Annotated in this window: 26 protein-coding genes and 1 tRNA gene; 12 read left to right on the top strand and 15 right to left on the bottom strand. The window is 62.4% G+C overall.

Annotated elements, in window-relative coordinates; genetic code table 11:
- Positions 1 to 3: 3 nt before the first annotated feature.
- The 5 genes from murD to ACGKZZ_RS06145 all read right to left on the bottom strand — a co-directional run bounded on the left by murD (position 4) and on the right by ACGKZZ_RS06145 (position 4,726).
- Entirely contained in the window at positions 4 to 1,407 is a 1,404-nt protein-coding gene (murD, locus tag ACGKZZ_RS06165) for a UDP-N-acetylmuramoyl-L-alanine--D-glutamate ligase (RefSeq protein ID WP_411222607.1), read from the bottom strand.
- A gap of 11 nt (positions 1,408 to 1,418) precedes the next feature.
- Positions 1,419 to 2,720, bottom strand: a complete 1,302-nt coding sequence (gene hisD / locus ACGKZZ_RS06160) for a histidinol dehydrogenase (protein ID WP_411222606.1) — start codon at positions 2,718 to 2,720, stop codon at positions 1,419 to 1,421.
- Positions 2,721 to 2,790: 70 nt separating this feature from the next.
- Positions 2,791 to 3,270, bottom strand: coding sequence for a DUF2948 family protein (locus tag ACGKZZ_RS06155; protein WP_411222605.1), 480 nt, complete (start codon positions 3,268 to 3,270; stop codon positions 2,791 to 2,793).
- Positions 3,267 to 4,538, bottom strand: coding sequence for a UDP-N-acetylglucosamine 1-carboxyvinyltransferase (gene murA / locus ACGKZZ_RS06150; RefSeq protein WP_411222604.1), 1,272 nt, complete (start codon positions 4,536 to 4,538; stop codon positions 3,267 to 3,269). Before murA ends, ACGKZZ_RS06155 begins: the two co-directional genes overlap by 4 nt.
- A 5-nt stretch (positions 4,539 to 4,543) precedes the next feature.
- Positions 4,544 to 4,726 carry a hypothetical protein gene (locus tag ACGKZZ_RS06145; protein ID WP_411222603.1) on the bottom strand — a complete coding sequence of 61 codons (183 nt, stop codon included), beginning with the start codon at positions 4,724 to 4,726 and terminating at the stop codon, positions 4,544 to 4,546.
- Positions 4,727 to 4,826: 100 nt separating this feature from the next.
- Here ACGKZZ_RS06145 and ACGKZZ_RS06140 point away from each other — a divergent pair.
- From ACGKZZ_RS06140 to ptsP, 6 genes are all read left to right on the top strand, one after another.
- A tRNA-Thr gene (locus ACGKZZ_RS06140) sits at positions 4,827 to 4,901 on the top strand.
- A gap of 108 nt (positions 4,902 to 5,009) precedes the next feature.
- Entirely contained in the window at positions 5,010 to 6,188 is a 1,179-nt protein-coding gene (locus tag ACGKZZ_RS06135; RefSeq protein ID WP_411222602.1) for a glycosyltransferase, read from the top strand.
- Positions 6,189 to 6,239: 51 nt separating this feature from the next.
- On the top strand, positions 6,240 to 7,433 hold the full coding sequence (locus tag ACGKZZ_RS06130) for a 3-deoxy-D-manno-octulosonic acid transferase (RefSeq protein WP_411222600.1): 1,194 nt from the start codon (positions 6,240 to 6,242) through the stop codon (positions 7,431 to 7,433).
- Between the two features lie 69 nt (positions 7,434 to 7,502).
- Positions 7,503 to 7,937, top strand: coding sequence for a DUF1178 family protein (locus ACGKZZ_RS06125; RefSeq protein ID WP_411222599.1), 435 nt, complete (start codon positions 7,503 to 7,505; stop codon positions 7,935 to 7,937).
- 102 nt (positions 7,938 to 8,039) lie between these two features.
- The gene (locus tag ACGKZZ_RS06120; protein WP_411222731.1) at positions 8,040 to 9,278 is read left to right on the top strand and encodes an aspartate kinase; all 1,239 of its coding nucleotides are present in this window, start codon (positions 8,040 to 8,042) and stop codon (positions 9,276 to 9,278) included.
- Positions 9,279 to 9,324: 46 nt separating this feature from the next.
- Positions 9,325 to 11,565 carry a phosphoenolpyruvate--protein phosphotransferase gene (ptsP, locus tag ACGKZZ_RS06115; RefSeq protein WP_411222598.1) on the top strand — a complete coding sequence of 747 codons (2,241 nt, stop codon included), beginning with the start codon at positions 9,325 to 9,327 and terminating at the stop codon, positions 11,563 to 11,565.
- Between the two features lie 306 nt (positions 11,566 to 11,871).
- Here ptsP and ACGKZZ_RS06110 read toward each other — a convergent pair whose 3' ends face one another.
- Positions 11,872 to 12,621, bottom strand: a complete 750-nt coding sequence (locus ACGKZZ_RS06110; RefSeq protein WP_411222597.1) for an EcsC family protein — start codon at positions 12,619 to 12,621, stop codon at positions 11,872 to 11,874.
- 31 nt (positions 12,622 to 12,652) lie between these two features.
- On the bottom strand, positions 12,653 to 13,138 hold the full coding sequence (locus ACGKZZ_RS06105; RefSeq protein ID WP_411222596.1) for a GNAT family N-acetyltransferase: 486 nt from the start codon (positions 13,136 to 13,138) through the stop codon (positions 12,653 to 12,655).
- 100 nt (positions 13,139 to 13,238) lie between these two features.
- On the opposite strand from ACGKZZ_RS06105, the gene ACGKZZ_RS06100 reads away from it, so the two are divergent.
- The 4 genes from ACGKZZ_RS06100 to ACGKZZ_RS06085 all read left to right on the top strand — a co-directional run bounded on the left by ACGKZZ_RS06100 (position 13,239) and on the right by ACGKZZ_RS06085 (position 15,271).
- Positions 13,239 to 13,847: a flavin reductase family protein gene (locus tag ACGKZZ_RS06100; RefSeq protein WP_411222595.1), complete on the top strand. Its 609-nt coding sequence runs from the start codon at positions 13,239 to 13,241 to the stop codon at positions 13,845 to 13,847.
- Between the two features lie 85 nt (positions 13,848 to 13,932).
- On the top strand, positions 13,933 to 14,283 hold the full coding sequence (locus ACGKZZ_RS06095; protein WP_411222594.1) for a Lin0512 family protein: 351 nt from the start codon (positions 13,933 to 13,935) through the stop codon (positions 14,281 to 14,283).
- Positions 14,280 to 14,624 (top strand): Lin0512 family protein, encoded by a 345-nt coding sequence (locus ACGKZZ_RS06090; protein ID WP_411222593.1) that lies wholly within the window; start codon positions 14,280 to 14,282, stop codon positions 14,622 to 14,624. Before ACGKZZ_RS06095 ends, ACGKZZ_RS06090 begins: the two co-directional genes overlap by 4 nt.
- 128 nt (positions 14,625 to 14,752) lie before the next feature.
- Positions 14,753 to 15,271 (top strand): hypothetical protein, encoded by a 519-nt coding sequence (locus ACGKZZ_RS06085; protein WP_411222592.1) that lies wholly within the window; start codon positions 14,753 to 14,755, stop codon positions 15,269 to 15,271.
- 53 nt (positions 15,272 to 15,324) lie between these two features.
- Here ACGKZZ_RS06085 and ACGKZZ_RS06080 read toward each other — a convergent pair whose 3' ends face one another.
- Entirely contained in the window at positions 15,325 to 16,959 is a 1,635-nt protein-coding gene (locus ACGKZZ_RS06080) for a SulP family inorganic anion transporter (RefSeq protein WP_411222591.1), read from the bottom strand.
- 193 nt (positions 16,960 to 17,152) lie between these two features.
- Here ACGKZZ_RS06080 and ACGKZZ_RS06075 point away from each other — a divergent pair, with 193 nt between their 5' ends.
- Both ACGKZZ_RS06075 and ACGKZZ_RS06070 read left to right on the top strand, forming a co-directional pair.
- Positions 17,153 to 17,776, top strand: coding sequence for a LysE family translocator (locus ACGKZZ_RS06075; protein WP_411222590.1), 624 nt, complete (start codon positions 17,153 to 17,155; stop codon positions 17,774 to 17,776).
- 7 nt (positions 17,777 to 17,783) lie between these two features.
- Positions 17,784 to 18,326 carry an adenine phosphoribosyltransferase gene (locus tag ACGKZZ_RS06070; RefSeq protein WP_411222589.1) on the top strand — a complete coding sequence of 181 codons (543 nt, stop codon included), beginning with the start codon at positions 17,784 to 17,786 and terminating at the stop codon, positions 18,324 to 18,326.
- Positions 18,327 to 18,378: 52 nt separating this feature from the next.
- On the opposite strand, the gene ACGKZZ_RS06065 is transcribed toward ACGKZZ_RS06070, so the two are convergent.
- The 7 genes from ACGKZZ_RS06065 to tldD all read right to left on the bottom strand — a co-directional run bounded on the left by ACGKZZ_RS06065 (position 18,379) and on the right by tldD (position 26,347).
- Complete coding sequence (locus tag ACGKZZ_RS06065) at positions 18,379 to 19,002, bottom strand: 3-oxoacid CoA-transferase subunit B (protein ID WP_411222588.1); 624 nt, start codon at positions 19,000 to 19,002, stop codon at positions 18,379 to 18,381.
- Positions 19,002 to 19,706 (bottom strand): CoA transferase subunit A, encoded by a 705-nt coding sequence (locus ACGKZZ_RS06060; RefSeq protein ID WP_411222587.1) that lies wholly within the window; start codon positions 19,704 to 19,706, stop codon positions 19,002 to 19,004. Before ACGKZZ_RS06060 ends, ACGKZZ_RS06065 begins: the two co-directional genes overlap by 1 nt.
- 147 nt (positions 19,707 to 19,853) lie before the next feature.
- On the bottom strand, positions 19,854 to 20,408 hold the full coding sequence (locus ACGKZZ_RS06055) for a L,D-transpeptidase (RefSeq protein ID WP_411222586.1): 555 nt from the start codon (positions 20,406 to 20,408) through the stop codon (positions 19,854 to 19,856).
- 107 nt (positions 20,409 to 20,515) lie between these two features.
- Positions 20,516 to 23,143 (bottom strand): type I DNA topoisomerase, encoded by a 2,628-nt coding sequence (topA, locus tag ACGKZZ_RS06050; RefSeq protein ID WP_411222585.1) that lies wholly within the window; start codon positions 23,141 to 23,143, stop codon positions 20,516 to 20,518.
- Positions 23,144 to 23,388: 245 nt separating this feature from the next.
- Positions 23,389 to 23,544 (bottom strand): hypothetical protein, encoded by a 156-nt coding sequence (locus tag ACGKZZ_RS06045; RefSeq protein ID WP_411222584.1) that lies wholly within the window; start codon positions 23,542 to 23,544, stop codon positions 23,389 to 23,391.
- Positions 23,545 to 23,649: 105 nt separating this feature from the next.
- On the bottom strand, positions 23,650 to 24,798 hold the full coding sequence (gene dprA / locus ACGKZZ_RS06040; protein ID WP_411222583.1) for a DNA-processing protein DprA: 1,149 nt from the start codon (positions 24,796 to 24,798) through the stop codon (positions 23,650 to 23,652).
- 127 nt (positions 24,799 to 24,925) lie between these two features.
- Positions 24,926 to 26,347, bottom strand: a complete 1,422-nt coding sequence (gene tldD / locus ACGKZZ_RS06035; protein WP_411222582.1) for a metalloprotease TldD — start codon at positions 26,345 to 26,347, stop codon at positions 24,926 to 24,928.
- Positions 26,348 to 26,391: the final 44 nt, after the last annotated feature.

Raw genomic sequence — 26,391 nt, 5'->3', positions numbered from 1 at the left:
CGCCTACCCGCCCAGCGCCTCTTGCACCCGTGCAACAAAATCTTCGCCGCGTTGTTCGAAATTGTCGTATTGATCGAAACTCGCCGCGGCCGGCGCAAGCAGGATCACATCGCCCGTTTCGGACTCGGAAACGGCACGGGTCACGGCAATCTCCATCGTGGTGCAGGCCTCGGTCTCGACTCCGCCCAACTGTACGGCGAAACCGTCCGCTTCGCGCCCGATAACGTACGCTTTGCGCACATTGGCAAAGCCGGGGATCAGCCCGTCAAGCCCACCCTCTTTCTGCAACCCGCCGCAGATCCAGCGGATGTTGCGGAACGCCAACAGCGCCTTTACCGCACTGTCGACATTCGTCGCCTTGCTGTCGTTCACAAAAGTCACACCGTTCGCCTCGGCCACGATCTGACTGCGATGCGGCAACCCGCCAAACGTCGCCAACGCCGTCTCGATCTGGCGCGGCCCAACGCCCAGCGCGCGCACGGCGGCATAGGCCGCACAGGCGTTCTGGTGGTTGTGCGCGCCCGGCAACCCCTTGATCGCGCGCAAGTCTATGGACGCGACCTGCCGCTCCTTGCGCCATTCCGACAGGAACCCCTTGCGCGCAAAAACCGACCAGCCCGGACCGCCAAGCTTCTGCCCCGAGGACACGCGCATCACGCGATCGTCCTCAGCCCCTTCGGCCAGCTGGTTCGCAAGATAGCGGCCCTCGGGCTCGTCCACCCCGATGATCGCGCGATCCGGCCCGCCTTCGGCAAACAGCCGGCGCTTGGCGGCGAAGTACCCGCCGAGCCCGGCGTGACGGTCCAGGTGATCCGGCGAAAGGTTGGTAAACACGGCAACATCCGGCGTCAACGCACGCGCCAGATCGGTCTGGTAGCTCGACAATTCCAGCACCACCACACCGCCGTCGCCGGGCGGGTCGATATCCAGCACGCCGCGCCCGATATTGCCCGCAAGCTGGCTGGCCTTGCCGGTTTCTTGCAAAATGTGGTGAATCAACGCCGCTGTTGTGGATTTGCCGTTTGATCCCGTCACTGCAATGACGCGCGGTACGGTGTCAAAGCCGTCCCAGTCCTGTGTCGCAAGCGAACGGAAGAACAGGCCGATGTCGTTATCCACCGGCACACCGGCGTCCCAGGCCTTGGCAACAACCGGGTTCGGCGCTGGGTAAAGATGCGGGATACCCGGGCTGACGATCAGGCTCGCCACATGGTCAAATGCTCCGTCGCGGGTCAGGTCGCGGATGTCGAACCCTTCGGCGTCAGCTGCGTCGCGGGCCTTTGGGTTGTCGTCCCAGCAGATCGCGGTTGCTCCGCCGGCCCGCAACGCCCGCGCCGCCGACAGGCCGGAGCGCCCCAAGCCAAGGACAGCCACCTGCCGCCCGTCATAGCCTTGAACCGGAATCATGCGCGCGCTCCTTACCCGTTCAGTTTGCGCAAACGCGCGGTGACGGACAGCCCGTGCGCCTCGAGCGATTCCGAGCGTGCCAGCGTTTCCGCCGCCGGACCGATGGCCCGCAGCGCATCGGGAGACATTTTCGCCAGCGTCGTGCGTTTGAGGAAATCGAGCACCGACAGCCCCGATGAAAACCGCGCCGAGCGCGCCGTGGGCAGCACATGGTTCGGCCCACCGACATAATCGCCGATCGCTTCGGGTGTCCATTGGCCAAGGAAAATCGCCCCCGCATGGCTGATCTTGTCAGACAGCGTTTCGGGGTCCGGCACGCAAAGTTCCAGATGTTCGGGCGCGATCCGGTCGCACAGCGCCGCCGCCTCATCGAGATCGCGCACCGTGATGATCGCGCCAAAGTCACGCCAGCTTTTGGCGGCAATCTCGCGCCGCTCCAGCGTTTCAAGCCGCTTTTCGACCGCATCGGCAACCGCCCGACCGAATTCGGCATCTGTCGTGATGAGCAGCGATTGCGCGCTTTCATCGTGTTCGGCCTGGCTCATCAGATCAAGCGCGATCCAGTCGGGATCATTCTCGCCATCCGCAATCACCAGAATTTCCGACGGCCCAGCGATCATGTCGATGCCGACCTTGCCGAACACCCGTCGCTTGGCCGCTGCGACAAAGGCGTTGCCCGGCCCGGTGATCTTGTCCACCGGCGCGATGGTGTCCGTGCCATACGCCAATGCTGCAATCGCCTGCGCGCCGCCGATGCGGTAGACCTCGTCCACCCCCGCGATGCGGCAGGCCATGAGGACCAGCGGGTTGATGATCCCGTCCGGCGTCGGCACCGTCACCGCAAGCCTTTGAACACCCGCCACCTTGGCCGGAACCGCGTTCATCAGCACCGACGACGGATAGCTGGCCAACCCGCCCGGCACATAAAGCCCCGCCGCCGACACCGGCGTCCAGCGCCATCCAAGCGTTGCGCCATCCGGGTCGGTCCACATCTCGTCACTCGGCATCTGGCGCGCGTGGTAGCCGCGAATACGCTGCGCGGCGAGTTCAAGTGCGGCTCGTTCGTCGTCCGACACCTTGGCGATTTGGGCGTCGATCTCGGCTTCGGACACACGCATCTGGTCGGCGGTCAATTCAAGCCGGTCAAATTTCGCCGTCAGTTCCAGAACCGCTACATCGCCACGCGTGCGGACATCGGCAATGATATCGGCCACCACATCATCGACATCCGCGCTGTCTTCGCGCTTCGCTCCTAAAAGGGCCGTAAACCGCGCCTCGAAATCGGTGTCTTGGGTGGACAGGAACTGGGGCATCACGGTCTCCGGGCTGGGGCTTTGCGCGACATCTAGAGCGCTGCGCCTCCAGCCTCAAGCGGCGCGCACGTCAATCGAGATGGCTTGGGGCTTTGCCCGACACAGATGCATACGGTCGGGTCACATCCCTCAGCGCGATCTCAAGATCAGAGACCTCGAGTTTGATCGCCCCGTCCCCGGCAAACGTCAGTATGACCGCGCCACCGTCGCCATCCTGCGGTTCGAACGTCACCGAAAGCAGCGACATGACCGTGTCGGTATCGGCGCGATCCACCCCCTGGCTCGAGACATGGCCGACATTCTCGACCGCCAGAACGCATTGCACGCGCTCCGGCGCGCGACCGGTGCGCTCGGCGACGGGGATGTCTTCCCACCGGAACCGATTGAGAAGAATACCGAACCGCCGCGATTTGCGCTGCCACTGCATCTCGGTTGCCGGAAACACCGCATCCTGACACAAAGCTGACAGGATCTGCACGTCATCACCGTCCATCGCGACCAGTCGCAAGGGACGCTCGGCACCGTCTTGAAATGTTGCGTCTGTGCTCACTGTTCTTTCACCCGCTCGATCTTGGCGCCCACACTTTCAAGTTTGCGCACCACATGTTCATACCCGCGATCCAGATGATAGACACGGCTGACCACAGTTTCACCCTCCGCCGCCAATCCGGCAAGGATCAACGACACCGAGGCGCGCAAATCAGTCGCCATCACCGGCGCGCCTTTCAGACGCTCCACTCCGGTTACCGTCGCGTGCCCGCCGTGGACGTCGATCTTTGCCCCCATGCGGATCAGTTCCGGCGCGTGCATGAAGCGGTTCTCGAAGATCTTCTCCTCCAGCACGCTGGTGCCTTCGGCGGTGCACAAAAGCGCCATCATCTGCGCCTGAAGGTCGGTGGGAAAGCCGGGAAACGGCTCTGTTGTCACGTCCACCGCCGACACACGCCCGTTCTTGCGCGCAACCTTCAGGCCCCTGTCGGTTTCCTCGACCGAAATCCCCGCCGCATCCAGCTTTTCGCAAAACGCCGCCAAGAGGTCGATGGTGCCACCCAGACACTCCACCTCGCCGCCACAAATCGCCGGCGCCAGCATATAGGTGCCCAGCTCGATCCGGTCGGTGACAACCCGGTGCGTGGCCCCGCCAAGGCGGTCAACCCCCTGCACGGTGATCTCGGACGTGCCTTCACCGTCGATCTGCGCGCCCATCTTTCGCAGACAGCGGGCCAGATCAACGATCTCGGGCTCGCGCGCGGCGTTCTTGATGACGGTGGTGCCCTTGGCCAGCGTCGCCGCCATCAGCGCGTTTTCCGTGGCTCCGACCGAAGCAAACGGAAAATCGACAACGCCGCCTTTCAGCCCGCCCGACGGTGCCTTGGCGTGAACATAGCCGTCGCGCAATTCAAGCTCTGCACCCATCGCCTCGAACGCCTTGAGGTGCAAGTCCACGGGACGCGCGCCAATGGCGCAGCCACCGGGAAGGGACACCTCGGCATGTCCGAACCGCGCCAGAAGCGGGCCGAGAACCAGAATCGACGCGCGCATCTTGCGCACGATGTCATAGTCCGCCCGCGTCGACGTGAGATCGTGGCTCGACATGGCCAGCACCTGACCGTCCTGCAACGCCTGAACCTCGGCCCCCAACGACTGCAACAATGTGCTCATGGTGCGGATGTCACTCAGCCGCGGCGCGTTGGTCAGCGTCAGTGGCTCCTCGCTCAACAGCGTCGCGGGCATCAATGTCAGGCAGGCGTTTTTTGCCCCCGCGATGGGAATCTCCCCTTTGAGCGGGCCATTCCCGGTCACTATGATCTGATCCATACGTGTTAACTGCCCTCGCTCGATGTCTCGTTATGGGTGTCGCCGGTTGTCTCGTCCGCATCCTTGGACTCCGACGTTCTGGCCCGCGCCTGCGCTTTCCGCCGCCCGAGATTGGCCTTGAGCGCCGCCTTGAGCCTGTCCTCGCGCGCCGCGGCCCTGGTTTTCCCCGATGTCGGTTTCTGCGTCATGGCGCCTTCCTATCCCAGCCGCGAAAAAGGGTCCAGATTGCGCTTGCACCGATTCCCGTTTGCGTCTAATCACCCGCCACGTCACAACCGACGCCCCGGCGCTGTGGTAGCTCAGTGGTAGAGCACTCCCTTGGTAAGGGAGAGGTCGAGAGTTCAATCCTCTCTCACAGCACCATCCCCCTCCTGTCTTTTCGTAACACAGCGTAATCCGATCCGGTGATGACTTGCTGGTGACACAATGCACTGCTAGGCAGAAAGCCGTTATTCCTTCGGGCAATCCCTCATGCGCGTAGCCATCGCGACCGGCGAATACCATTTGGGCGGCGAGACGTTCATCAATCGACACATCGAGCATCTGTTCGGTGGCAATACGGTTGTGGTGTGCGGCAGGTTTCGCGGCGACAATCCTTACGGCAAGCCGTATTTCGTGCGCCGCGACGGGCTATCGAGCCGCGATATGATGGTCGCTCCGTGGTGGCTTTTGCGCAACCGGATGCGCCACGGAACGTCGCGCCTGCCGTTCGGCGAGGCGAAGGATGCGCTGGTCAAGTTTCTGAAAGATGAACGGGTCGACGTGGTTCTGGCCGAATTCGGCACGCAGGCGCTGGCACTGGCGCCACTTGCCAACCGGCTTGAGATTCCGATCTTCACCTATTTTCGCGGCACCGATGCGTCAAAGGCCATCCGCACCGAACGGATGCGCAGTGCCTATCGCAAGATGATGCCGCGTCTCGCCGGTGTTTTCTCGGTCTCGCGGTTTCTGCTCGAAAATCTCGACCGGCACGGCATTTCGCACCCCAACAGCACCGTTATTCCCTCCGGCGTCGATATCCGCCGCTTTGCGCCGCAGGCGAAAGTCCCGCTCAGTTTTCTGGCCGTCGGGCGCTTTGTCGAGAAGAAAGCGCCGCTCACGACACTCCGGGCCTTTGCCAAGGCCACGCAAGACCTGCCCGACGCGCGGCTGGACTTCATCGGTGACGGACCGTTGCTGGAACCGGCCCGGGCCTTGGCCGAAACCTTGGGCGTGGCAAAAAAGCTGCGCTTTCACGGCGCGCAGCCGCACCATACCGTGCGCGACCGGCTGATGAGCACGCAGTACTTCCTGCAACATTCCGTCACTGCCCGCGATGGCAACACCGAAGGCTTGCCGACCGCCATACAGGAAGCGATGGCCTGCGGCTGCATCACTGTCTCGACCCGTCACGCGGGCATCCCCGAGGCGATCGACGAAGGTGAGACCGGGTTTCTGGTCGACGAACATGACGAAGCCGGGTTCACCCGCGCGATCTCGCAAGCCATCGCGGTCCCCGACCCGCTGGCGATGTCGATGCAGGCGCGCAAGGTGGCCGAAGAGCGGTTCGACAATCATGTGCTTCTCAAAATCCTCGAACGTCATATTCAGGGCACGCTGACCATCCCGCCGGGCAATTATTTCATCTCCAAGACGCGCGCCCCCGCATAGCGCCGTCTCAAACGCCTGACTGGACCCTCCGTGCCGTTGTACCGATTTTTGATGATGGTGTTTGCCGCGAAGGAACTGACGTCGCGCGGCCTTCGCGGCGATTGGGCGGCGATCCGTGCGCGGCTCGGGCGGGTGCGCTCGCGTGGGACGCATGACCACATCTGGCTGCACGCGGCTTCGAACGGCGAACTGACCTCGGCACGACCGGTGATCGAGCATCTGGTTCGGACCGGGCGGCGTGTGCTGGTCACCGTCAATACCGACAGCGCGCTGGAACTGGCTCAACGCTGGGATATTGCCGGGCTATCGGCGCTGCTGGCCCCTGTTGATCTGGGCGGTCCGACGCGGCGGGTTGTGCAGGGGTGGACCATCACCGCGCACATCACGTTCGAATCCGACCTCTGGCCGATGCGCGTGCGCGAAACCCCCGGTCCGGTGATCGTTCTGGGCGCGCGACTGACGGCACGTTCGGCAAGGGGATGGCAACGGTTCGGGGCGCTTGCACAATCGGTTCTCGAAAAAGTCACGTACCTTTCGGCTCAGGACCACCAATCCCTGGACCGCTTCGCGTCTCTTGGCCTCAAACCGGCGGCACAAGGTCCGGTGTTCGATCTCAAGGCGCTCTATACTCCCCCAGGCGACAGGCCCGACGCGCGCCTTTTGCGTAACTTCGACCGTCCCGACACATGGTGTGCCGCGTCAACGCATCCGGGGGAGGATGAAATTGTACTTGATGCACATCTCAAGGCGCTCCAGCAGCGCCCCGCGCTCAAGCTGATCCTTGCGCCGCGCCATCCCAAGCGCGCACCGGAGATCGCAGCCATGATCCGCGCCCGAGGCTTGACCTGTGCACGCCGAAGCGCGCGAGACGATCCGGCGCAGGCGCGGGTCTATCTTGCCGACACCCTGGGCGAGATGCATCTGTGGTACGCTCTGTCGGGTGTCACCTTCGTCGCCGGGTCGCTCACCGATCGCGGTGGGCATACCCCTTACGAACCGGCCGCATTCGCCTCGGCGATCCTGCACGGCCCGGACATCGGCAATTTTCGCGCAGCCTATCAACGCCTTGAAAACGCGAATGCTGCGATATGCGTTGGGGAGGCCAATGCCCTGGCGCACGCTCTGACCGCGCTTGCGAGTGCCAAAACGCAGCAAGTGCTGGCCGATCAAGCCCGCGTCGCGTTGCGTCAGGACACCGACTTTGAGGCCCTGATGCTGGATGTCATGCAAGCGCTTGAACCTTGATGTCTGCCCACGCACCCTTACGTTATATATGATGAAACAACGGCAAGATTGGCCACAAAAAGCGAACCCATGATCCAGTTTACCCTGAAATGCGCCAATGACCACCGGTTTGACAGCTGGTTCCAGTCCGGTCCGGCCTTTGACAAGCTGCGCGATGCGGGCATGGTTGGCTGTGCGGTGTGTGGATCGACCGATGTCAGCAAGGCCATGATGGCTCCGCGCGTCAGCACGCCCGACGTGCCGTTTGCGAAACCTGCCAAGCCGACACTGCGACAGCCCGAAAGCCCCGCGCAGCACGCGCTGTCGGAGTTGCGCAAATATGTCGAGAAGAACTCCGATTACGTCGGCACCAACTTCGCGTCAGAAGCGCGCGCCATTCATTCCGGCGATGCCCCCGACCGGCCGATCTGGGGCGAAGCCAGGACCGAAGACGCCAGAAAGCTGGTCGAGGACGGCGTGCCGGTCGCGCCCCTGCCCTTCACGCCGACGCGCAAAACCAACTGAAAGACCACGCGGACACACTTGCCAACGCCCGGACCGCAGCGCTCTTGCACAGCTTCCACCGCCGACGTAAAGGACAGCCGAGTCTGAACCGGGGAGGCCATGATGCCCGTTCTCGTGATGAAATTCGGCGGCACGTCCGTCGCCACGCCTGACCGGATCAAGCGTGCCGCCAAGCGCGTCGGCGTCGAGGTGTCAAAAGGCTATGACGTGATCGTCATCGTGTCGGCCATGTCGGGCGAAACGAACAAGCTGGTGGGGTATGTCAATGAGACCGCTCCCCTGTTCGATGCGCGCGAATACGATGCCGTCGTGTCATCCGGCGAAAACGTCACCGCCGGGTTGATGGCGTTGACCTTGCAGAACATGGATGTGCCTGCGCGCAGCTGGCAGGGATGGCAGGTGCCGGTGAAAACCACGTCGGCCCATTCCGCCGCCCGGATCGAGGATATTCCGCCGGACAACATCCGCAAGAAATTCGAAGAGGGCATGAAGGTCGCCATCGTCGCCGGATTTCAGGGCATCAGCGCCGAGGGGCGCATCACGACGCTCGGGCGTGGTGGATCGGACACGACCGCCGTCGCCTTTGCCGCCGCCTTCGGGGCCGAGCGCTGCGACATCTATACCGACGTGGACGGTGTCTATACCACCGACCCGCGCATCTGCGACAAGGCGCGCAAGCTTGACAAAATCGCCTTCGAGGAAATGCTGGAACTGGCGTCTCTCGGCGCGAAAGTGTTGCAGACCCGGTCGGTTGAACTGGCAATGCGCTACAAGGTCAAACTGCGGGTTGTCAGCAGTTTCGAGGAACAATCGGACGATGCGGGCACGCTTGTCTGCGATGAGGAGGATATCATGGAAAGCAATGTGGTCGCAGGGGTCGCCTATTCGCGCGATGAGACCAAGATGACGCTGATGTCCGTGGCCGACCGCCCCGGCATTGCGGCGGCGATCTTCATGCCGCTGTCCGAGGCGGGCGTGAACGTCGACATGATCGTTCAGAACATCTCGGAAGACGGGCGCACCGACATGACGTTTTCGTGCCCGGTCGATCAGGTCAAGCGCGCCGAAAAGGCGATGGCCGACGCCAAGGCGCGGGGCGATGTCAATTTTCACGATCTGGTCGCGGACACCGGCGTTGCGAAGGTGTCTGTCGTCGGGATCGGCATGCGCAGCCATACCGGCGTTGCCGCAAAGATGTTTCAGGTGCTCTCTAACGAGGGCATCAACATCAAGGTCATTACAACTTCCGAGATAAAGATTTCCGTTCTGATCGACCGGAAATACATGGAACTCGCGGTGCAGGCGCTGCATGATGCGTTTGAACTGGAAAAAGCCGCCTGAGATGTGACGGACACCGTCACGCCGGACGGTCTCTGAAAGGCGACATATGGTCGAACGCGCAGAAAGCGAAAGCCGAAAACTCCTCGGGCGGCTGCGCGACACGATGGCCGAAAAGGCCGCGGGTCAGGAGCGGCTCGACAAGATCACCCATCTGACCGCCGATTCGATCGGTACGGAGGTGTGCTCGATCTACCTGTTCCGCGACGACGACACGCTTGAACTGTGCGCGACCGAAGGGCTCAAGCCCGAAGCGGTGCACCAGACGCGCATGAAGATGGGCGAAGGTCTTGTCGGACGGGTCGCTCGGACGGGCAAGATCATCAACGAGGCGGATGCCCCGTCAACGCGCGGATTTCGCTATATGCCGGAAACCGGAGAAGAGCTGTTCTCCAGCTTCCTCGGCGTGCCGATCCAGCGTCTGGGCGAAAAGCTTGGCGTTCTCGTGGTGCAATCCAAGGAAGCGCGCGAATTCAGCGCCGACGAGGTTTATGCGCTTGAGGTTGTGGCGATGGTGCTGGCCGAAATGACAGAGCTTGGCGCGTTTGTCGGCGAGGGTGCCGCCTTGCGCGCGCGCCACACGGAACCGGTTCTGCTGCGCGGCGTGACCGGACAGGAAGGCGCCGCGGAGGGTCATGTCTGGCTCCACGAACCGCGCGTCGTTGTGACCAACCTTGTCGGCGACGATCCCGAAACCGAACGCGCGCGCCTGATAGAGGCGGTGGAAAACCTGCGCATCAGCGTCGATCAGCTCTTGGCCGGTGCCGTGATGGATACCGAGCAGGTGCAGGTGCTCGAAGCTTACCGGATGTTCGCCAATTCCAAAGGCTGGCTGCGCCGGATGCAGGAAAACATCGACCGCGGACTGAGTGCCGAGGCCGCTGTCGAAAAAGAACAATCCGACGTGCGCGCCCGCATGAGCCAGGCCACCGATGTTTACCTGCGCGAGCGTCTTCAGGACCTTGATGATCTGTCCAACCGCTTGTTGCGCATCCTGACCGGCCAAGGGACGCGCACCGGTGCCGACCTGCCGGACGACCCGATCCTTGTGGCGCGCAATATCGGCCCGGCAGACCTGTTGGAATACGGCCGCAAGCTGCGCGGTGTGGTGCTCGAGGAAGGCGCGGTGGGAAGCCATGCCGCCATCGTCGCGCGCGCGCTGGCGATTCCGCTCGTCATCGGCACCAAGCGCATCCAGAACGAAGCCTTGAACGGCGATCACATCATGGTCGACGGCGATCAGGGCGTCGTACATCTGCGCCCCGACGACACGGTGGTGACAGCCTTCCGCGACAAGATGGCGATGCAGGCAAAGGCGCAGGAGCGCTACGCGTCGATCCGCGACAAGCCGGCAATCACGCTGTGCGGCACCGAAATACGCCTTGATATGAACGCCGGACTCATGGCCGATCTGCCCTCGCTCGAAAGTTCCGGTGCCTCGGGTGTGGGGCTGTTTCGCACCGAATTGCAGTTTCTGGTGCGCAACCAGATGCCCAAACGCACCGAACTCGCGGCCATCTATGCCCGCGTGATGGACGCCGCCCACGGCCGTCGCGTGGTGTTTCGAACGCTCGACATCGGGTCGGATAAGGTGCTGCCCTACATGACCCCGCAGGACGAGCCCAACCCGGCGCTTGGCTGGCGCGCGATCCGCGTCGGTCTTGATAAGCCGGGCGTGCTCCGGATGCAGTTGCAGGCGCTTTTGCGCGCCGCGAACGGCCGTCCGCTGACGGTCATGTTCCCCTTCATCGCGCAATACGAAGAGTACGATAAGGCGCGCGCCGAGATGGGCAAGGCGCTGGCCCGCGAACGTATTCTGGGCCACAACCTGCCCGCCACCCTGGAAATCGGTGCGATGCTGGAAACGCCGTCCCTGGCCTTTGCCAGCAAGCGGTTTTTCGAGGAAGTCGAGTTCCTGTCGATTGGCGGCAATGATCTCAAGCAGTTCTTCTTTGCCGCTGATCGCGAAAACGAACTGGTGCGCCGCCGCTACGACACTCTGAACGTCAGCTACCTGACGTTTCTGGAAAACATCATTGATCGTTGTGCGCTGACCAATACGCCGCTGTCGTTTTGCGGCGAAGACGCGGGCCGTCCGGTCGAGGCGTTGTGTCTCGCGGCGATCGGTTTGCGCTCGCTCTCGATGCGCCCGGCCTCGGTTGGCCCTGTCAAGCACCTCCTGCGGCGCTGCAATCTTGTCGATGTGCGCGCCGCGATCCACGACGCCCGTGACCGTGGCGAGGCCAATGTGCGCCCGGTGGTGATGGACTATTTGCGCAATCTCTCGTGAGCGCCTTGGCAAACACGCCCCCTGCCGGACCAATCCTTCTGAATTGATCCGGCAGAAAAGCGCTGTCATCAAGTGGCGCGACCGGGCCGTTCTGGCCCTATTTCATCGCGAGTTCATCACGTGTCGGCGCACAATTGGTGTTTGGTGGGCGGACAGTAACGTCATGGTCCGTGCCGGATCATAAATGGTCCACCCCGCCCCGTCCGCTCTGGCATCGGTTTTTGCCGAGACCTCCTGCAATCTGATCCATTAACGTTAATAAATGGTTAGAGCCGGGAAAGAAAAGCAGGGGGCACCTCGCCACTCCTAAAGCCTGCCAAGCGCCCGTTTCAATTCCTGAACCAGCAGCGTTTCCGGCGATCCGGACTCGATCGCCAACCGACGCAGCCCGAAATGCACATGCGCCATTTCCTGATAATAGCTGGTATAAGCGTAATTCGTCGCCGCCCCCGCCGCAGCCCCGAGAATGGGCACGGTTTGCGCCGCCAGTTTCTGCCCCAACACCGTCGCAAGCTTCGGAGCCACCGATTTGAGGATGCCCTGCACGGTCGTGCCGGTCAGCGACACGCGGGCGCTCAGGAACGCCATGTTCGCACCGTCGTCATGCTCAAGCGGACCGGCACTGGCGAACACGGTCAGGCAATCGGCAAGAACGTCTGGATCGTTCGGATCAAAGCCGTATTCCGCCGCGATCCCCTGAATGGCGCGCAGCAAGACGGTCGTCGTGACCGGAAGCTCGGCCAAAGCTGTCGGCAAACCACCGGCACCGCCCGCCGCGCCCATGGCGGTGAGCACGGCGGTGTTGAGCCACCCCTTCTGGTCCTTCACCGCGCGGCGCGATTGTCGTGCCGCCAGCAAGGCCACCCGCAACGCGCGTTCCGTGGTCGCTTCCAGCCTGATCTTGACCGGGTTGGGCAAGCGTTCGAGAAGGTTCTCCGCGTGGCCGCCCAGCATGTTGAGAACTTGCAGGCCGACACCGCCCGCGGCCTTGTGGCGGCGGGCAAGTTCGGCGATTGCGATTTGGGTGTCCGTCGGGACGATGTCGGTTCCAGTCATACCGTACAGATTGGGTCTTGAGCCGTACGGGTCAAGTCTCTCGTGCAACAGCCCCTCGCACCGCATCCCATGCGCCTGGGTGCAACCCCAGCCCCAACACCCGTGCCGGGTTCGTCGGGGGCGGCATGAGAACGCCCTCCAACCGTCGAAATCCAAAACGCTGGTAGTACGGCTCGTCACCCACCAGCAGCACCCGTTCCCAGCCGTCGCTGCGCGCCTGTTCGATGCTGTCGCGGATCAGCGCACCGCCCAGACCCTCGCCCTGCGCCGTCGGGTGTACCGCCACCGGTCCCAACAACAAGCTGCGCAGCGCACCGACACGCACGGGCCAGTACCGGATTGCGCCGCCCAGAATGCCTTGATCGTCGCGCGCGATCCGCGACAGGGCAGCCACCGGCGGCACGCCGTCACGCAACCGGTAGGATGACAGCGCCTCGCGACCGGGCGCAAAGCACAGGTCGTATAGCGCTTCGACCTCCCACCAGTCGTCTTGGGTTTCCGGGCTCAGGGTGAACATGGCAGAGCTCTTCGTTATCGCGCGTGCACACCCCCGTGCATTCCGCTGCGAAACCGCCTATCACGCTGCCGAATGATCGGCAAACACGGAAGCGAAAGCAATGTTCTACCGCCCCGAAGACGGCCACGGATTGCCGCATAATCCGTTCAGCGCCATTGTCGCGCCGCGACCCATCGGCTGGATCTCGACGCGCGGTGCGGACGGGCACGACAACCTCGCGCCGTATTCGTTTTTCAACGCCGTGGCCTACGTGCCGCCGCAGGTGATGTTTTCGTCCACCTCCGCCAAGGAGGATCGCGGCGACACCAAGGACAGCGTGGCGCATATTCGCGAGACAGGTGTGTTCGCCGTGAACATCGTCGAAGTCGCCATGCGCGACGTCATGAACCTGTCGTCCGGCCCGTGGGACAAGGAGGTTGACGAATTCAGCCGCGCCGGAATCGACAAGGCGGCCTGTGACACCATTGCCTGCGCGCGTGTGGCCAACGCGCCCGCAACGCTGGAATGCAAGCTGACGCAGATTCTTACCCTGCCCGGCGCTGCGAATTTCGCGGTCTTCGGTGAAGTCACCGGCATACATATCCGCGATGACTGCCTGAAGGACGGCATCTTCGATGTGTTGAGCTTCAGCCCGCTGGCCCGATTGGGATATCGCGACTATACAGCGGTGCGCGAGACGTTCAGCCTGAAGCGGCCCGGTGAAGAATAGGTCAGCACACGCGCCCCAATGTTTCGCATGCGAAACAATAGGTCCGGGTCGGACCTTTCTGAAACGTTAACGAAGGATCTGCGGCATGGCTTTGAAACGTCTTTTGACCGAATTCGGCATGGGCAGCTCGCTGCGCCGACAGGATTACACCGAAGCCGCCTCGCGCGCGGTGCGCGATGCGCTTTGGCACAATTCGATCAACCTGGCCGAACTGTACGGCAAGGACAAATCCGACATGCAGATCACCGTTGAGGTCGGCGTGCAGACTCCCGAGGCGCTCGATCCGGCTGAGATCGCCAAGCTCTTTCCCTATGGTCAAGTGCAGGTGATCGCGCGCAAGGGTGGGCTCGACGTGCCGCGCGGCGATGGCGGCAAACCGACGGTCATCGCCAATGTCGCCATCTCGGTGGCGCTCGATCTGGAGGACGCAACATGAGCGAGCAGCGCTTCATCATCGAGATGGGGATGGGCAACGACCAGTACGGCATGGATTACACCAAGGCCGCCGCCCGCGCCATCGAGGATGCGATACGACACTCCTCCATTCCGCTGTTCGAGGCCACCGGGCTGTCGCATGACGCGATGCGGGTGCAGGTGACGGTGGGTGTGGCGGAGCCGGACAAGGTGGATTGCGCCGCACTGGTCAAGGGCCTGCCCCGCGGACGCGCCGAGGTGCGTGCGGTCGAGGGTGGGTTGAACGTGGTGAACCCGGACAGCAGATCGGTGCTGGTTGTCGCGACGGCGGCGGTTGAGGCGTTTTTGCCGAAGCAGGGGTAAGCCGTGGGCTTTCGTAAGCTCTGCCAGCGGCCTTAAAGGGCAAACGTACTAGGTGCAGCCATCGGCCCATTGTAAGTTACAGATTAAAATGACTTCACATCGCAAAGCGCGAACGGCATGGTCAGAAAATGCCATTTAAGTTGCGTGCAATTATCACCATCATCGCAGCACCAATTCTTTTGGTGGTCTCTCTAAACATAGAGGTGCTGGCTGCTGGTCCGGGTTGGGACCGGATACTTGCGGTCGGGTATCCATCGGTAATTGAAGCGCTGACACGACCTTGGGCGTTTGCTCTGGCTGCTTACATTGTGGGCGTGGCATGTGGCGTCTGGCTACATTGGCTTGCTGTCGGCGCGTACCGAAGACTATTCCACAAGCCCGAACCAGAGGATCGACTTTTTGCCCTTGTTGATGACTGCCGCCAAGCGGTCGCTGAATATTATCAAGATGACAAGGAAAACAATTTCCGTAACTTCATAATCACCAAACCATCGTACCTGGCTATACGCTCCTACCTTTCAACAGATACCCTGAAATCACTGGAACGTCTACGCACAGTCATGGTTTCAAGCGGCGGTGCGCTCGACCCATACGCTCAAACCCTTCTGGTGGATTTAGATCGGATCGAGAGTCACCGCGCCGAATAAAAGTAGAGTAACCGGCCCCGTATCGTCAGCGTTTCCGAAAACGCTCCCGGCCTTTAATGATCCCCCAAAATCCCCGTTCTCACCCCATAATCCACCGCCAGCGCGTAATCGGGGTCGTCGTCGCTATCGACCACCAGATGGCCGGCCTTGGAGAGCAACCTGTGGCAATCGCGGCTGAGGTGGCGCAGTTGCAGCTGTTTTCCAGCGGCATCGTATTTGCCTGCAACGGCTTCGATCGCCTGCAGGGCGGATTGGTCGACCACCCGGCTTTGGGCGAAATCGGCGATCACCAGATCGGGGTCGGTTTCGACGTCGAACAACTCGATGAACCCGTCCGAGGAGCCAAAGAACAGCGGGCCTTGAATCTCGTAGACCTTGGCGCCTTCGGCGGTGCGGCTGTCGCGGGTGATGGCGTGGATGCGGCGGGCGTTGTTCCACGCATAGGCGAGCGCCGAGACAATCACGCCGACGACGACCGCGACGGCGAGGTCTTCGAGCACCGTCACCACCGTCACCAGTAGGATGACGAACGCATCCGTCAGTGGCACCTTGCGCAGGATGGTCAGCGAGTTCCAGGCGAAGGTTCCGATCACCACCATGAACATCACACCGACAAGGGCCGCGAGCGGGATCAGCTCGATCATCGGCGCGGCGAACAGGATGAAGATCAGCAGGAACAGCGCAGCCGCGATGCCCGCGACCCGCGTGCGGCCACCGGATTTGACGTTGATCATCGATTGGCCGATCATCGCACAGCCGCCCATGCCGGCGAAAAAGCCGGTCACGGTGTTGGCGATGCCCTGCGCGATACATTCCTGTGACGCACCGCCACGCTCGCCGGTGATTTCACCGACGAGGTTCAGCGTCAGCAGCGATTCGATCAGGCCGATGGCCGCAAGGATCACCGCATAGGGCAGGATGATCTCGAAGGTTTCCCAATTGAGCGGCACCATCGGTATGTGGAATGTCGGCAAGCCACCCTGGATCGAGGCCAGGTCACCGACGCGTGGCACGTCGAGGTTAAAGCCGATCACCAGAGCCGCCACGACGCCGATGCCCACCAGCGGGGCCGGCACGACGCGACTGATGCGCGGCATGACCCAGATGATCGCCATGGTCAGCACCGTCAGACCCAGCATCAGATAAAGCGGCATCCCCGTCAGCCATTCTCCACCGCCCATGCCGTGCCCGGAAGCCTCGGCGGAACCGGGCACCTTGAACTGGCCCAATTGCGCAAGAAAGATCACGATGGCGAGGCCGTTGACAAAGCCAAGCATCACCGGATGCGGCACGAGGCGAATGAACTTGCCCCATCTCATCGCGCCCGCGATCAATTGCAAGATGCCCATCAGAACCACGGTGGCAAACAGGTATTCCACGCCATGTTCGGCCACCAGCGACACCATGACCACCGCCAACGCGCCCGTCGCGCCCGAGATCATGCCGGGGCGCCCGCCGATCAGTGCCGTGATCAACCCGACGATAAACGCGGCGTAAAGACCGACCAACGGATGCACACCGGCGACAAAGGCAAACGCCACCGCTTCGGGGACCAGCGCCAGCGCAACCGTCAGGCCAGACAGCAATTCGATGCGGATGCGCGACGGAGTGAGTTTCTCCTTCGGCATCAGGGACAGGTCGGGAATGGCAAGACGATTGGCAAAGGATGCCAGCAAACCTTTGGGCATAGACTCTCTCGGCAGGACGGATGTGAAGCGGCTCGTTTAATCGGTTCCGCGCCAAAAGACCATTGCGCAGGCCGGCTGATTAACATGAGTTGCGTGCAAACCACAACTCATGCGCCGCGCGCGCGCGCAAAAGGCTGGACGCCGTGGCGGCGCGTGTGTTTTCTGGAGCGAGCATTCAACACAGGCAAACGTCATGACATTCGATCTCTGGCTCACCTTTGTGGCTGCTTCGACCGCCCTTCTGCTCATCCCGGGCCCGACGGTGCTGCTGGTCCTGTCCTATGCGATGAGCCAGGGGCGCCGGGTGGCGCTGGCTTCGGCGAGTGGGGTGGCGCTGGGGGATTTCATCGCGATGAGCCTGTCTTTGGCGGGGTTGGGGGCGCTGGTGATGGCGTCCGCCGCGCTGTTCACGGTGCTGAAATGGGTCGGCGCGGTGTATCTGGTCTGGCTGGGGCTCAAGCTGATCCGGTCGGCACCGTCCTCGGGTCTGCCCGCCATCCCGGCAGCGCCAAAGGCACGCGGCGTGTTCGGCCATGCGGCGCTGGTGACGGCGCTCAATCCTAAATCGCTGGCGTTCTTCATCGCCTTTGTACCGCAATTTCTGAGCCCCGCCGCGCCGCTGCTGCCGCAATTCGCGATTCTCATCGCCACGTTCGTCGGCCTTGCCGCATTGAACGCGGTCGCCTATGCGCTTGCCGCTGACCGGCTGCGCCACTGGATCGGGCGGGCGAGCGTGTTGCGCTGGCTGACCCGTGCGGGCGGAGCCACCCTTATTGCAATGGGCGCGCTGACCGCGATGGCCCGGCGCGCAACCTGAGAGACTTATGACCAGGCCAACCAAAACCGTTCGCGACTATATCCGCACGATCGTCGATTTCCCGCATGACGGGATCATGTTTCGCGACGTGACGACCCTTTTCGCGGATGCGCGCGGGTTTCGCATGGCGATCGACCAGTTGCTGCACCCCTATGCGGGCGTGCGGTTTGACAAGGTTGTCGGGCTTGAGGCGCGCGGGTTCATTCTTGGCGGGGCGATCGCGCACCAGCTTTCGGCAGGGTTCGTGCCGATCCGCAAGAAGGGCAAATTGCCCGGCGCGGTGATTTCCGAAGAATATCAACTGGAATATGGCGAGGCGGTCGTCGAGATGCATGACGATGCCATTCAGGCCGGTGAGAAGATCCTGCTGGTGGACGATCTTCTGGCCACTGGCGGCACGGCAGAGGCAGGGCTGAAACTGATCGAGCGGTTGGGCGGGGAAACCATCGGTTGCGCGTTCATCATCGACCTGCCCGATCTGGGCGGCCGAGCGCGGCTGGAGGCGATGGGGATGGAGGTGCACGCGCTATGCGCCTTTGATGGCGACTAGCAGCAGTTTGGCAAAGGGCGGCCGGATTTTCGAAAACCCGGCCGCCCGCTCATCAGACGATTGTCGCTTCGGTCGCGGCGCGGATGTCATCCTCGGTCACGCCATCCGCAGTTTCGACGATCTTCAAACCGCCTTCGACCACGTCGAGCACGCCCAGATTGGTGATGATCCGGTCGACCACGCCGGTGCCCGTCAGCGGCAGGGTGCATTCCTTGAGCAGCTTGCTCTCGCCATGCTTGTTGGTGTGGTCCATCACCACCACCACCTTCTTGACGCCAGCCACGAGATCCATCGCGCCGCCCATGCCCTTGACGAGCTTGCCGGGGATCATCCAGTTCGCCAGATCGCCGTTTTCCGCCACCTCCATCGCGCCAAGGATGGCCGCCGCGATCTTGCCGCCGCGGATCATGCCAAAGCTGGTGGCGCTGTCGAAATAGGACGTGCGGCTCAGTTCGGTGATCGTCTGCTTGCCGGCATTGATCAGGTCAGGGTCTTCCTCGCCCTCATAGGGGAACGGGCCCATGCCCAGCATGCCGTTTTCCGATTGCAGGGTGATGTCCTTGTCGCCGACATAGTTGGCCACCAGCGTCGGGATGCCGATGCCAAGGTTCACATACCAGCCGTCTTCAAGTTCCTGTGCGGCCCGCTCGGCCATCTGGTTGCGATCCCAAGGCATTATGCTTCCTCCCGTTTGCGCGTCGTGCGCTGTTCGATACGCTTTTCGTGTTCGCCCTGCACGATGCGATGCACATAGATGCCCGGCAGGTGGATGCTGTCGGGATCAAGCGATCCGCGCGGCACGATCTCTTCCACTTCGGCAACACAAATCTTGCCGCACATGGCCGCAGGCGGGTTGAAGTTGCGCGCTGTCTTGCGGAAGATCAGGTTGCCGGTGTCATCGGCCTTCCACGCCTTCACGATGGAGAGATCGGCAAAGATGCCCTCTTCGAGGATATATTCCTCGCCGTTGAACATCTTGCTTTCCTTGCCTTCGGCAATGACCGTTCCGACGCCCGTCTTGGTGTAAAAGCCGGGAATGCCGCAGCCACCGGCGCGCATCCGCTCGGCCAGCGTGCCTTGAGGATTGAATTCCAGCTCCAGTTCGCCGGACAGATATTGCCGCATGAATTCGGCGTTTTCGCCCACATAGGACGACATCATCTTCTTGACCTGCTTGGTTTGCAGCAGGATGCCGATGCCGAAATCGTCGACGCCTGCGTTGTTGGACGCGAAGGTCAGATCCTTCACACCGCTCTCGCGGATCGCTTCCAGCAAAAGTTCCGGGATTCCGCACAAACCGAACCCGCCGGCAGCGATCAGCATCCCGTCCGACAATACGCCGTCCAGCGCCTCTGCCGCCGATCCATAGACCTTCTTCATCGTGACTTCCCCTCATGTGCAACTTGAGAGCGTTTTGGCCTGTCACCAAGGGTAAGTCAACGGCGGCAAGGCCGCGCGGGCGAACACGCAAAGGCCGCGGAAACGCAGGGGTTTCCGCGGCCTTCCGTAAAGATGGAAATAGTGGGTTTAAATCAGGCGAACCTGCGTTCCGACAGGAGCCAGCGCATAGAGTTCCTCGACCTTCTCGTTGAACAGCCCGATGCAGCCATCCGACGATTTGCGCCCGATCTTGCGGGTGTCATGGGTGCCGTGAATGAGGTAGGCGGGCCAGTCGAAATAAAGCGCGTGCGTGCCCAACGGGTTGTCGGGCGCGCCGCCTTCGACGGGTTTCCAATCGGGGAACCGCTCCATCTGGCTGGCGGTCGGCGTCCATGAGGGACCAACCTTCTTGCGCACGATCTTGGTGTAGCCGCGCTTGGTCAGCTCGTCGGTTTTGGGCACGGATGTCGGGTATACGCGATAATCGGAACCATCGGCGCTCCAGTAATGCAGCGCCTTCGAGATCGTGTCGCAGACGATTGCGCCGGCGCCCAGTTCGCTGAAATGGTCGTTCCAGTTCTGCTGCTCGAAGGACGAGATATTGCGGCGGTTGAACGGGTCGGCGCGCACGGTTGCCGGAACGATCAGAGCAGCGGCGGCGCCGCTGAGAAGGGTACGTCGGGTGAATGGCGTGTGTGACATGACTGCTCCTGCCTTGATGTTGATTTTGGCAAGTCTTCGCATAGGCCTCGTCGCGAAGGCCAATCACATTCCATTGAGTTTATGTGTCTTGCCTTTGCGCGTGACTGTCAGGCGTCCTTTGTTGCGGCTTTCTTGGCCGGGGCTTTTTTCGCCGGTGCCTTTTTCGCCGATGTCTTTTTCGCCGGTGCCTTCTTGGTCGTGGCTTTCTTGGCTGCCGGCTTCTTGGCTGCCGCTTTCTTCTTGCCGCCCGATTTGGCCGCTTTTTCCGCGATCAGCGCCACGGCCATATCCATCGTGACGGCGTCCGGCTCGGTGTCTTTGGGCAAGGTCGCGTTCACCTTTTCCCATTTGACGTAAGGCCCGTACCGCCCCTCCATGACCGCAATCATGCCGCCGCTTTCGGGATGTTCCCCAAGCTCTTTCAGCGGTTTGGCCGCGGCACCGCGCCCCCGCCCGGGGTTGGCGCGTTTTTCCGCCAGGATCTCGACCGCGCGGTTCATGCCGACCTCGAAGACGTCGGCCGGGTCTTTGACATTCGCGTAGACGGGCTTTGCCTCGTCGGGCAGCTGGTGCATGATATAGGGGCCGAAACGGCCGAAATTCGACTTGATCTCACCACCCTCGGGATGGGTGCCGATGATACGCGGCAGGCTGAGCAGGGTCAGCGCCTTTTCCAGCGTCATCTCGTCGGCCTGCCAGCCCTTCGGCAGGCTGGCACGTTTGGGTTTCTTGTTTTCCTCGGTCGCCTCGCCCCGCTGGACATAGGGGCCAAAGCGGCCAGAGCGCAGGGAAATCTCGTCGCCATCATCCTCGCCCAGTATCCGATCGCCGGTTTCGGCGGCATCGCCGCCGATGGGGCGCGTGTAGCGGCATTCGGGATAGCGACCGCAGCCGACAAAGCCGCCGGTGCGCGACGTCTTGAGGTGCAACTGCCCCTCGCCGCAAAGCGGGCAGGTGCGTGGATCGCTGCCATCTTCGCGCGGCGGATAGAGCTGCGGCGCCAGCGCGTCGTCCAGCACGTCAAGCACCTCGGCGATGCGCAATTCCGAGGTTTCCGAAATCGCCGCCGAAAAGTCGCGCCAGAACCGCGCCAGCAGTTCCTTGTAGTCCTTTTCACCGGCGCTGACGTCATCCAGTTCCGCCTCAAGCGCGGCGGTAAAATCGTATTCCACGTAACGCTTGAAGAAATTGAGCAGGAAGATGGTGACGATCCGGCCTTTGTCCTCGGGGATCAGGCGGTTTTGTTCCTTGCGGACATATTCGCGGTCCTGAATGGTGGTGATGATGCTGGCATAGGTCGAGGGGCGGCCGATGCCCAGCTCTTCCATCCGCTTGACCAGCGTCGCCTCGGTGTAGCGCGGCGGCGGTTGGGTGAAGTGCTGGTCGGGGGTGATGGAGCGCTTGTCGGCTTTTTCGCCTTCGGAGATCTGCGGCAGGCGCTTGTCGTCGTCATCGACCACGGTGTCGTCGCGCCCCTCTTCATAGACGCGCAGAAATCCGTCGAACAACACCACCTGCCCTGTCGCCCGCATCACGACCTGGCCGTCATCGCTGCCCACATCGACGGTGGTGCGTTCCATACGCGCGGATTCCATCTGGCACGCCAATGTGCGCTTCCAGATCAGATCGTACAGCTTGCGCTGGTCAGGCTCCGACAGCTTCAGCGACGCGGCGTCTTTCGACATGTCGGTCGGACGGATACATTCGTGCGCTTCCTGCGCGTTCTTGGCCTTGTTCTTGTAGATGCGCGGGTTGGACGGCACGTAATCTGCGCCATAGCGATCCTTGATCGCGTCGCGCACTTCACTCACCGCCTCGGGGGCCATGTCGATGCCGTCGGTCCGCATGTAGGTGATGTGCCCGGCCTCATAAAGCCGTTGCGCCGCGTTCATCGCCTGGCGCGCGCCCATGCCGAACTTGCGGCTCGCTTCCTGTTGCAGGGTCGATGTCATGAAGGGCGCGGACGGATTGCGCGCGGCGGGCTTGGCCTCGACCGATTTGACGGTAAGATCGCGCGACGTGACCGCCTGCACCGCCAATTCGGCCTGTGTTTCGTTTTCCAGATCGTAGCGATCGAGTTTCTTGCCCGCCAGAACCGTCAGTCGCGCCTCGTATTCCTGGCCGCGCGGCGTGGCGAGCACCGCCTTGACCGACCAGTATTCGCGCGCCTTGAACGCCTCGATCTCCATCTCGCGGTCGACGATCAGGCGCAGGCAGACCGATTGTACCCGGCCTGCTGATCGCGCGCCGGGAAGTTTGCGCCAGAGCACCGGCGAGAGGTTGAACCCAACCAGATAATCCAGCGCGCGTCGGGCCAGATAGGCATCCACCAGCGGCACGTCGATATCGCGCGGATTGGCCATCGCCTCGGTGACGGCGGCCTTGGTGATGGCGTTGAAGGTCACGCGCTTGACGTCGGTCGACTTCTTGATCGAGCGGCGTTTTGTCAGCGCTTCCTTCAGGTGCCACGAGATCGCCTCGCCCTCTCGGTCAGGGTCGGTTGCGAGGATCAGCGCGTCGTCGGTCTTGAGCGCTTCGGCAATCGCCGCCACATGTTTGCGCGAGTCCGCACCGACCTCCCACGTCATCTCGAACGCGTTGTCGGGATCGACCGAGCCGTTCTTGGCTGGCAGGTCGCGCACATGGCCGTAAGATGCCAGAACGGTATAGTCGGACCCCAGGTATTTGTTGATGGTTTTGGCTTTGGCCGGGGATTCGACGACGACGACTGGCATAAACAAATACCTTTCTACATGCGGTTAACCGGGTCGGTTCGGCTGCATATGGCGGGGCAGGATGTGGTGTGCAAGGACCAATTGTCAATCGCCCCGGGGTTGGTAGCTTTCGTCCTTGCGTGCCCGAGAGAGGCGCTTTCATTGGTTCCCGCTTCGGCTCGATCGCACTTTGAGGGCACGAAAAAACGGCCCGCGCGCGGTGGATGCGGGCCGTTTGTGACGGGGTTGAAATGGCGTCTGGCAGCCTAGGGATTGTTGGCGATGGCACCGTTGTCGTCATTGGAGATGATGCCGGTTTCGTCGGCTGGCATGGCCTGGCTCGACGTGCCGCTCACGGTGTCACAGGCGGCCAGGCCAAAGGTTGCAACGCTGGCGATGATCAGGAAAAACTTGTGTGTCATGGAGTAATGATCCTTTTCGTTTTACAGTCCTGCAGGAGAAAAATTACCTGCCTGCGCGGGATTACAACGCGAAAAGCGTGCTGGCAGTTCCGCGGAAAATGACGGTCACGCCCTGAGCGCAATCAGTCCGCCGGGTTCACGGCGGATGCGCCCATCCAGTTCCAGATCGGTCAATGCCGGAGACACGGTGCGCGAGGTTGCGCCCAGATCGCGGATCAACTGGTCTTCGCCCAGAGGCGACGGGCCGAGCCGGTCGAGGATTTTCTGGTGCAGCCGGGCCACTTCGGCCAGAGAGCGTTGCGGCGTGGGTGGTTCCAGAGGGAGCTGGGCAGGTGGCGGTTCGGCCGCCGGAGCAACCAACGGCCCGAGCGCCTCGATCACGTCGTCGCAGTTGCGCACGAGGCGGGCGCCGTCACGCAAGAGCAGATTGCAGCCGCTGGCACGCGCATCAAACGGATGCCCCGGCACTGCCATGACGTCCCTGCCCTGATCGAGCGCCGTGCGCGCCGTGATGAGCGATCCCGATTTGGCCGCAGCCTCAACCACGATGACGGCTTGCGACATGCCCGAGATGATCCGGTTGCGCGCGGGGAAATGCCGCGCCTGTGGCTGCAAGCCGACCGGCTGCTCACTGAGCCGCAGACCACCGTTGGCCACGATATCCTCGGCCAGTTTGCTGTTTTCTGCCGGATAGAGCACGTCGACGCCGCCGCCCAGAACGGCGATGGTTCCGGTATCCAGCGCCGCCATATGTGCCGCGGTATCGACGCCGCGCGCCATGCCGGACACGATGACAAATCCGGCCTCTCCCAGTCCGCCGGCAAGGGCCCGTGCCATGCGCCCGCCAAGCGAGGAGGCATTGCGCGCGCCCACCAGAGCGATCCGGGGCCGGAGCACAATGCCCGGATGTCCGGTCGCCCACAGGATCGGCGGCGCGTCGTCGAGATCCAGAAGCGCGGCGGGATAGTCTGTATCGCCGCGGCACAGCATTCGCGCGCCCACCGCTTTTGCCGCCCGAAATTCGGCCTGCACAACGCCTTCGGGGCAAATCTGGTAGTTTTCGACACCGGCGTCCCGCGCGACGCCGGGCAAATGGTCCAATGCCGCGCGTGCGGAGCCGTATTCGCCCATCAGACGATAGAAGGTCGCGATTCCAACCCGGCGAGAGCGCAAGAGACGGAGCCAGTCAAACCTTTGGTCTTCCGTGGTGGGTGGGAGTAGGGGGTGAGTGGAAGAGTTGTGTTCCATTGTCATCCTGTCTCCGTCTGCTTGCTGAGACGACCATAGACAGCGAGTGGTTAATCAGGCGTGAATCGCTTTTGAAATAGCGTCGAAAACGCTTTGAAACCCGACAACCCGATGATTCGGAACGAAACTTTCTCTATCCTTGCGAGCCGCCCACGGTCAATCCGCCGATCATGACCGTCGGTTGCCCCACACCCACCGGCACCCACTGGCCCTGTTTGCCGCAATTGCCCATGCCCGGATCAAGCGTCATGTCGTTGCCAAGCGCCCTGATCTGTTGCAGCGCCGTTGCGCCGTCGCCGATCAGGGTCGCGCCCTTGACGGCCTCACCGACCTTGCCGTCTTTCACGCGGTAGGCTTCGGTGCAGGAAAAGACGAACTTGCCATTGGTGATATCGACCTGCCCGCCGCCAAAGCCCACAGCCCAGATTCCGTCCTTGAGATCGGCCACGATATCGCCTGGATCGGCGTCGCCGCCCAGCATATAGGTGTTGGTCATGCGCGGCATCGGGATGTGCGCGTAGCTTTCGCGCCGCCCGTTGCCGGTGGGATCGACCCCCATCAGCCGTGCGTTCTGGCGGTCCTGCATGAAGCCCACCAGTTTGCCATCCTCGATCAGAACGTTCTTGCCCGACGGAGTGCCTTCATCGTCCACAGTGATCGACCCGCGTCTGTCGGGAATTGTGCCATCATCCAGCACAGTGACACCTTTGGCGGCCACCTGCTGCCCCATCAGACCGGCAAAGGCCGAACTGCCCTTGCGGTTGAAATCGCCTTCAAGCCCGTGGCCAACCGCCTCGTGGAGGAGGATGCCCGGCCAACCGGGGCCAAGCATGATGTCCATCACCCCGGCCGGTGCGGCCACCGCGCCAAGGTTGACCAGCGCGATGCGCAATGCCTCTCGGGCCTTGTCCTGCCAATCGGCAGGATCAAGCAAGCCGTCCAGCATCACGCGACCGCCGCCACCAGCGGTTCCGGTTTCGCGGCGGCCGCTCTCTTCGACGATGACGCTGACGTTGACCCGCGTCATCGGCCGAATATCGGAGACCAGCGTGCCTTCGGGGCGCAGGATCGCCACCTCTTGCAGCGACGCCGCGATGGTTGCGCTGACCTGCACCACCCGCGAGTCGAGCCCGCGCGCGAAGGCGTCGATCTCGCGCAGTGTCTCGACCTTGACCGGAAAGCTGTGTCCGGCGATCGGGTCGGCATCGGTATAGAGCCGCGTGTTCGTGCCGGACGGCTTGTCCGCCAGCGTTCCCCCGCCCTCGCCTACAGCCAGACGCGCGGTTTCGACCGCGCGCTTGATCGCCGATTCGGAGATGTCGGTGGAATGGGCGTAACCTGCCACCTCGCCCCGCACGGCGCGCAGGCCGAACCCTTCGGAGGCGTCATAGCTCGCGGTGCGGATGCGCCCGTCATCAAAGACAAGCACTTCGGAGCGCCGTCGTTCGAGGAACAGTTCGCCGTCATCGGCACCGGCAACGGCCTCGCGCAGAAGGGCAAGCGATCTGTCCTGATCGAGATGTGTTTCAAACGGTTGAAAAGTCGTGTCGGACATGTGCCCTCCCGAGGGTGAATTTGATCTAGATCAATAAAAGCGCG

Source organism: Marivita sp. S2033 (assembly GCF_046592965.1).
In the GTDB taxonomy this organism is placed as follows: Bacteria; Pseudomonadota; Alphaproteobacteria; order Rhodobacterales; family Rhodobacteraceae; genus Marivita.
Note: the sequence above shows the minus strand (reverse complement) of the source record. Positions and strands in the feature narration are given on the sequence as shown.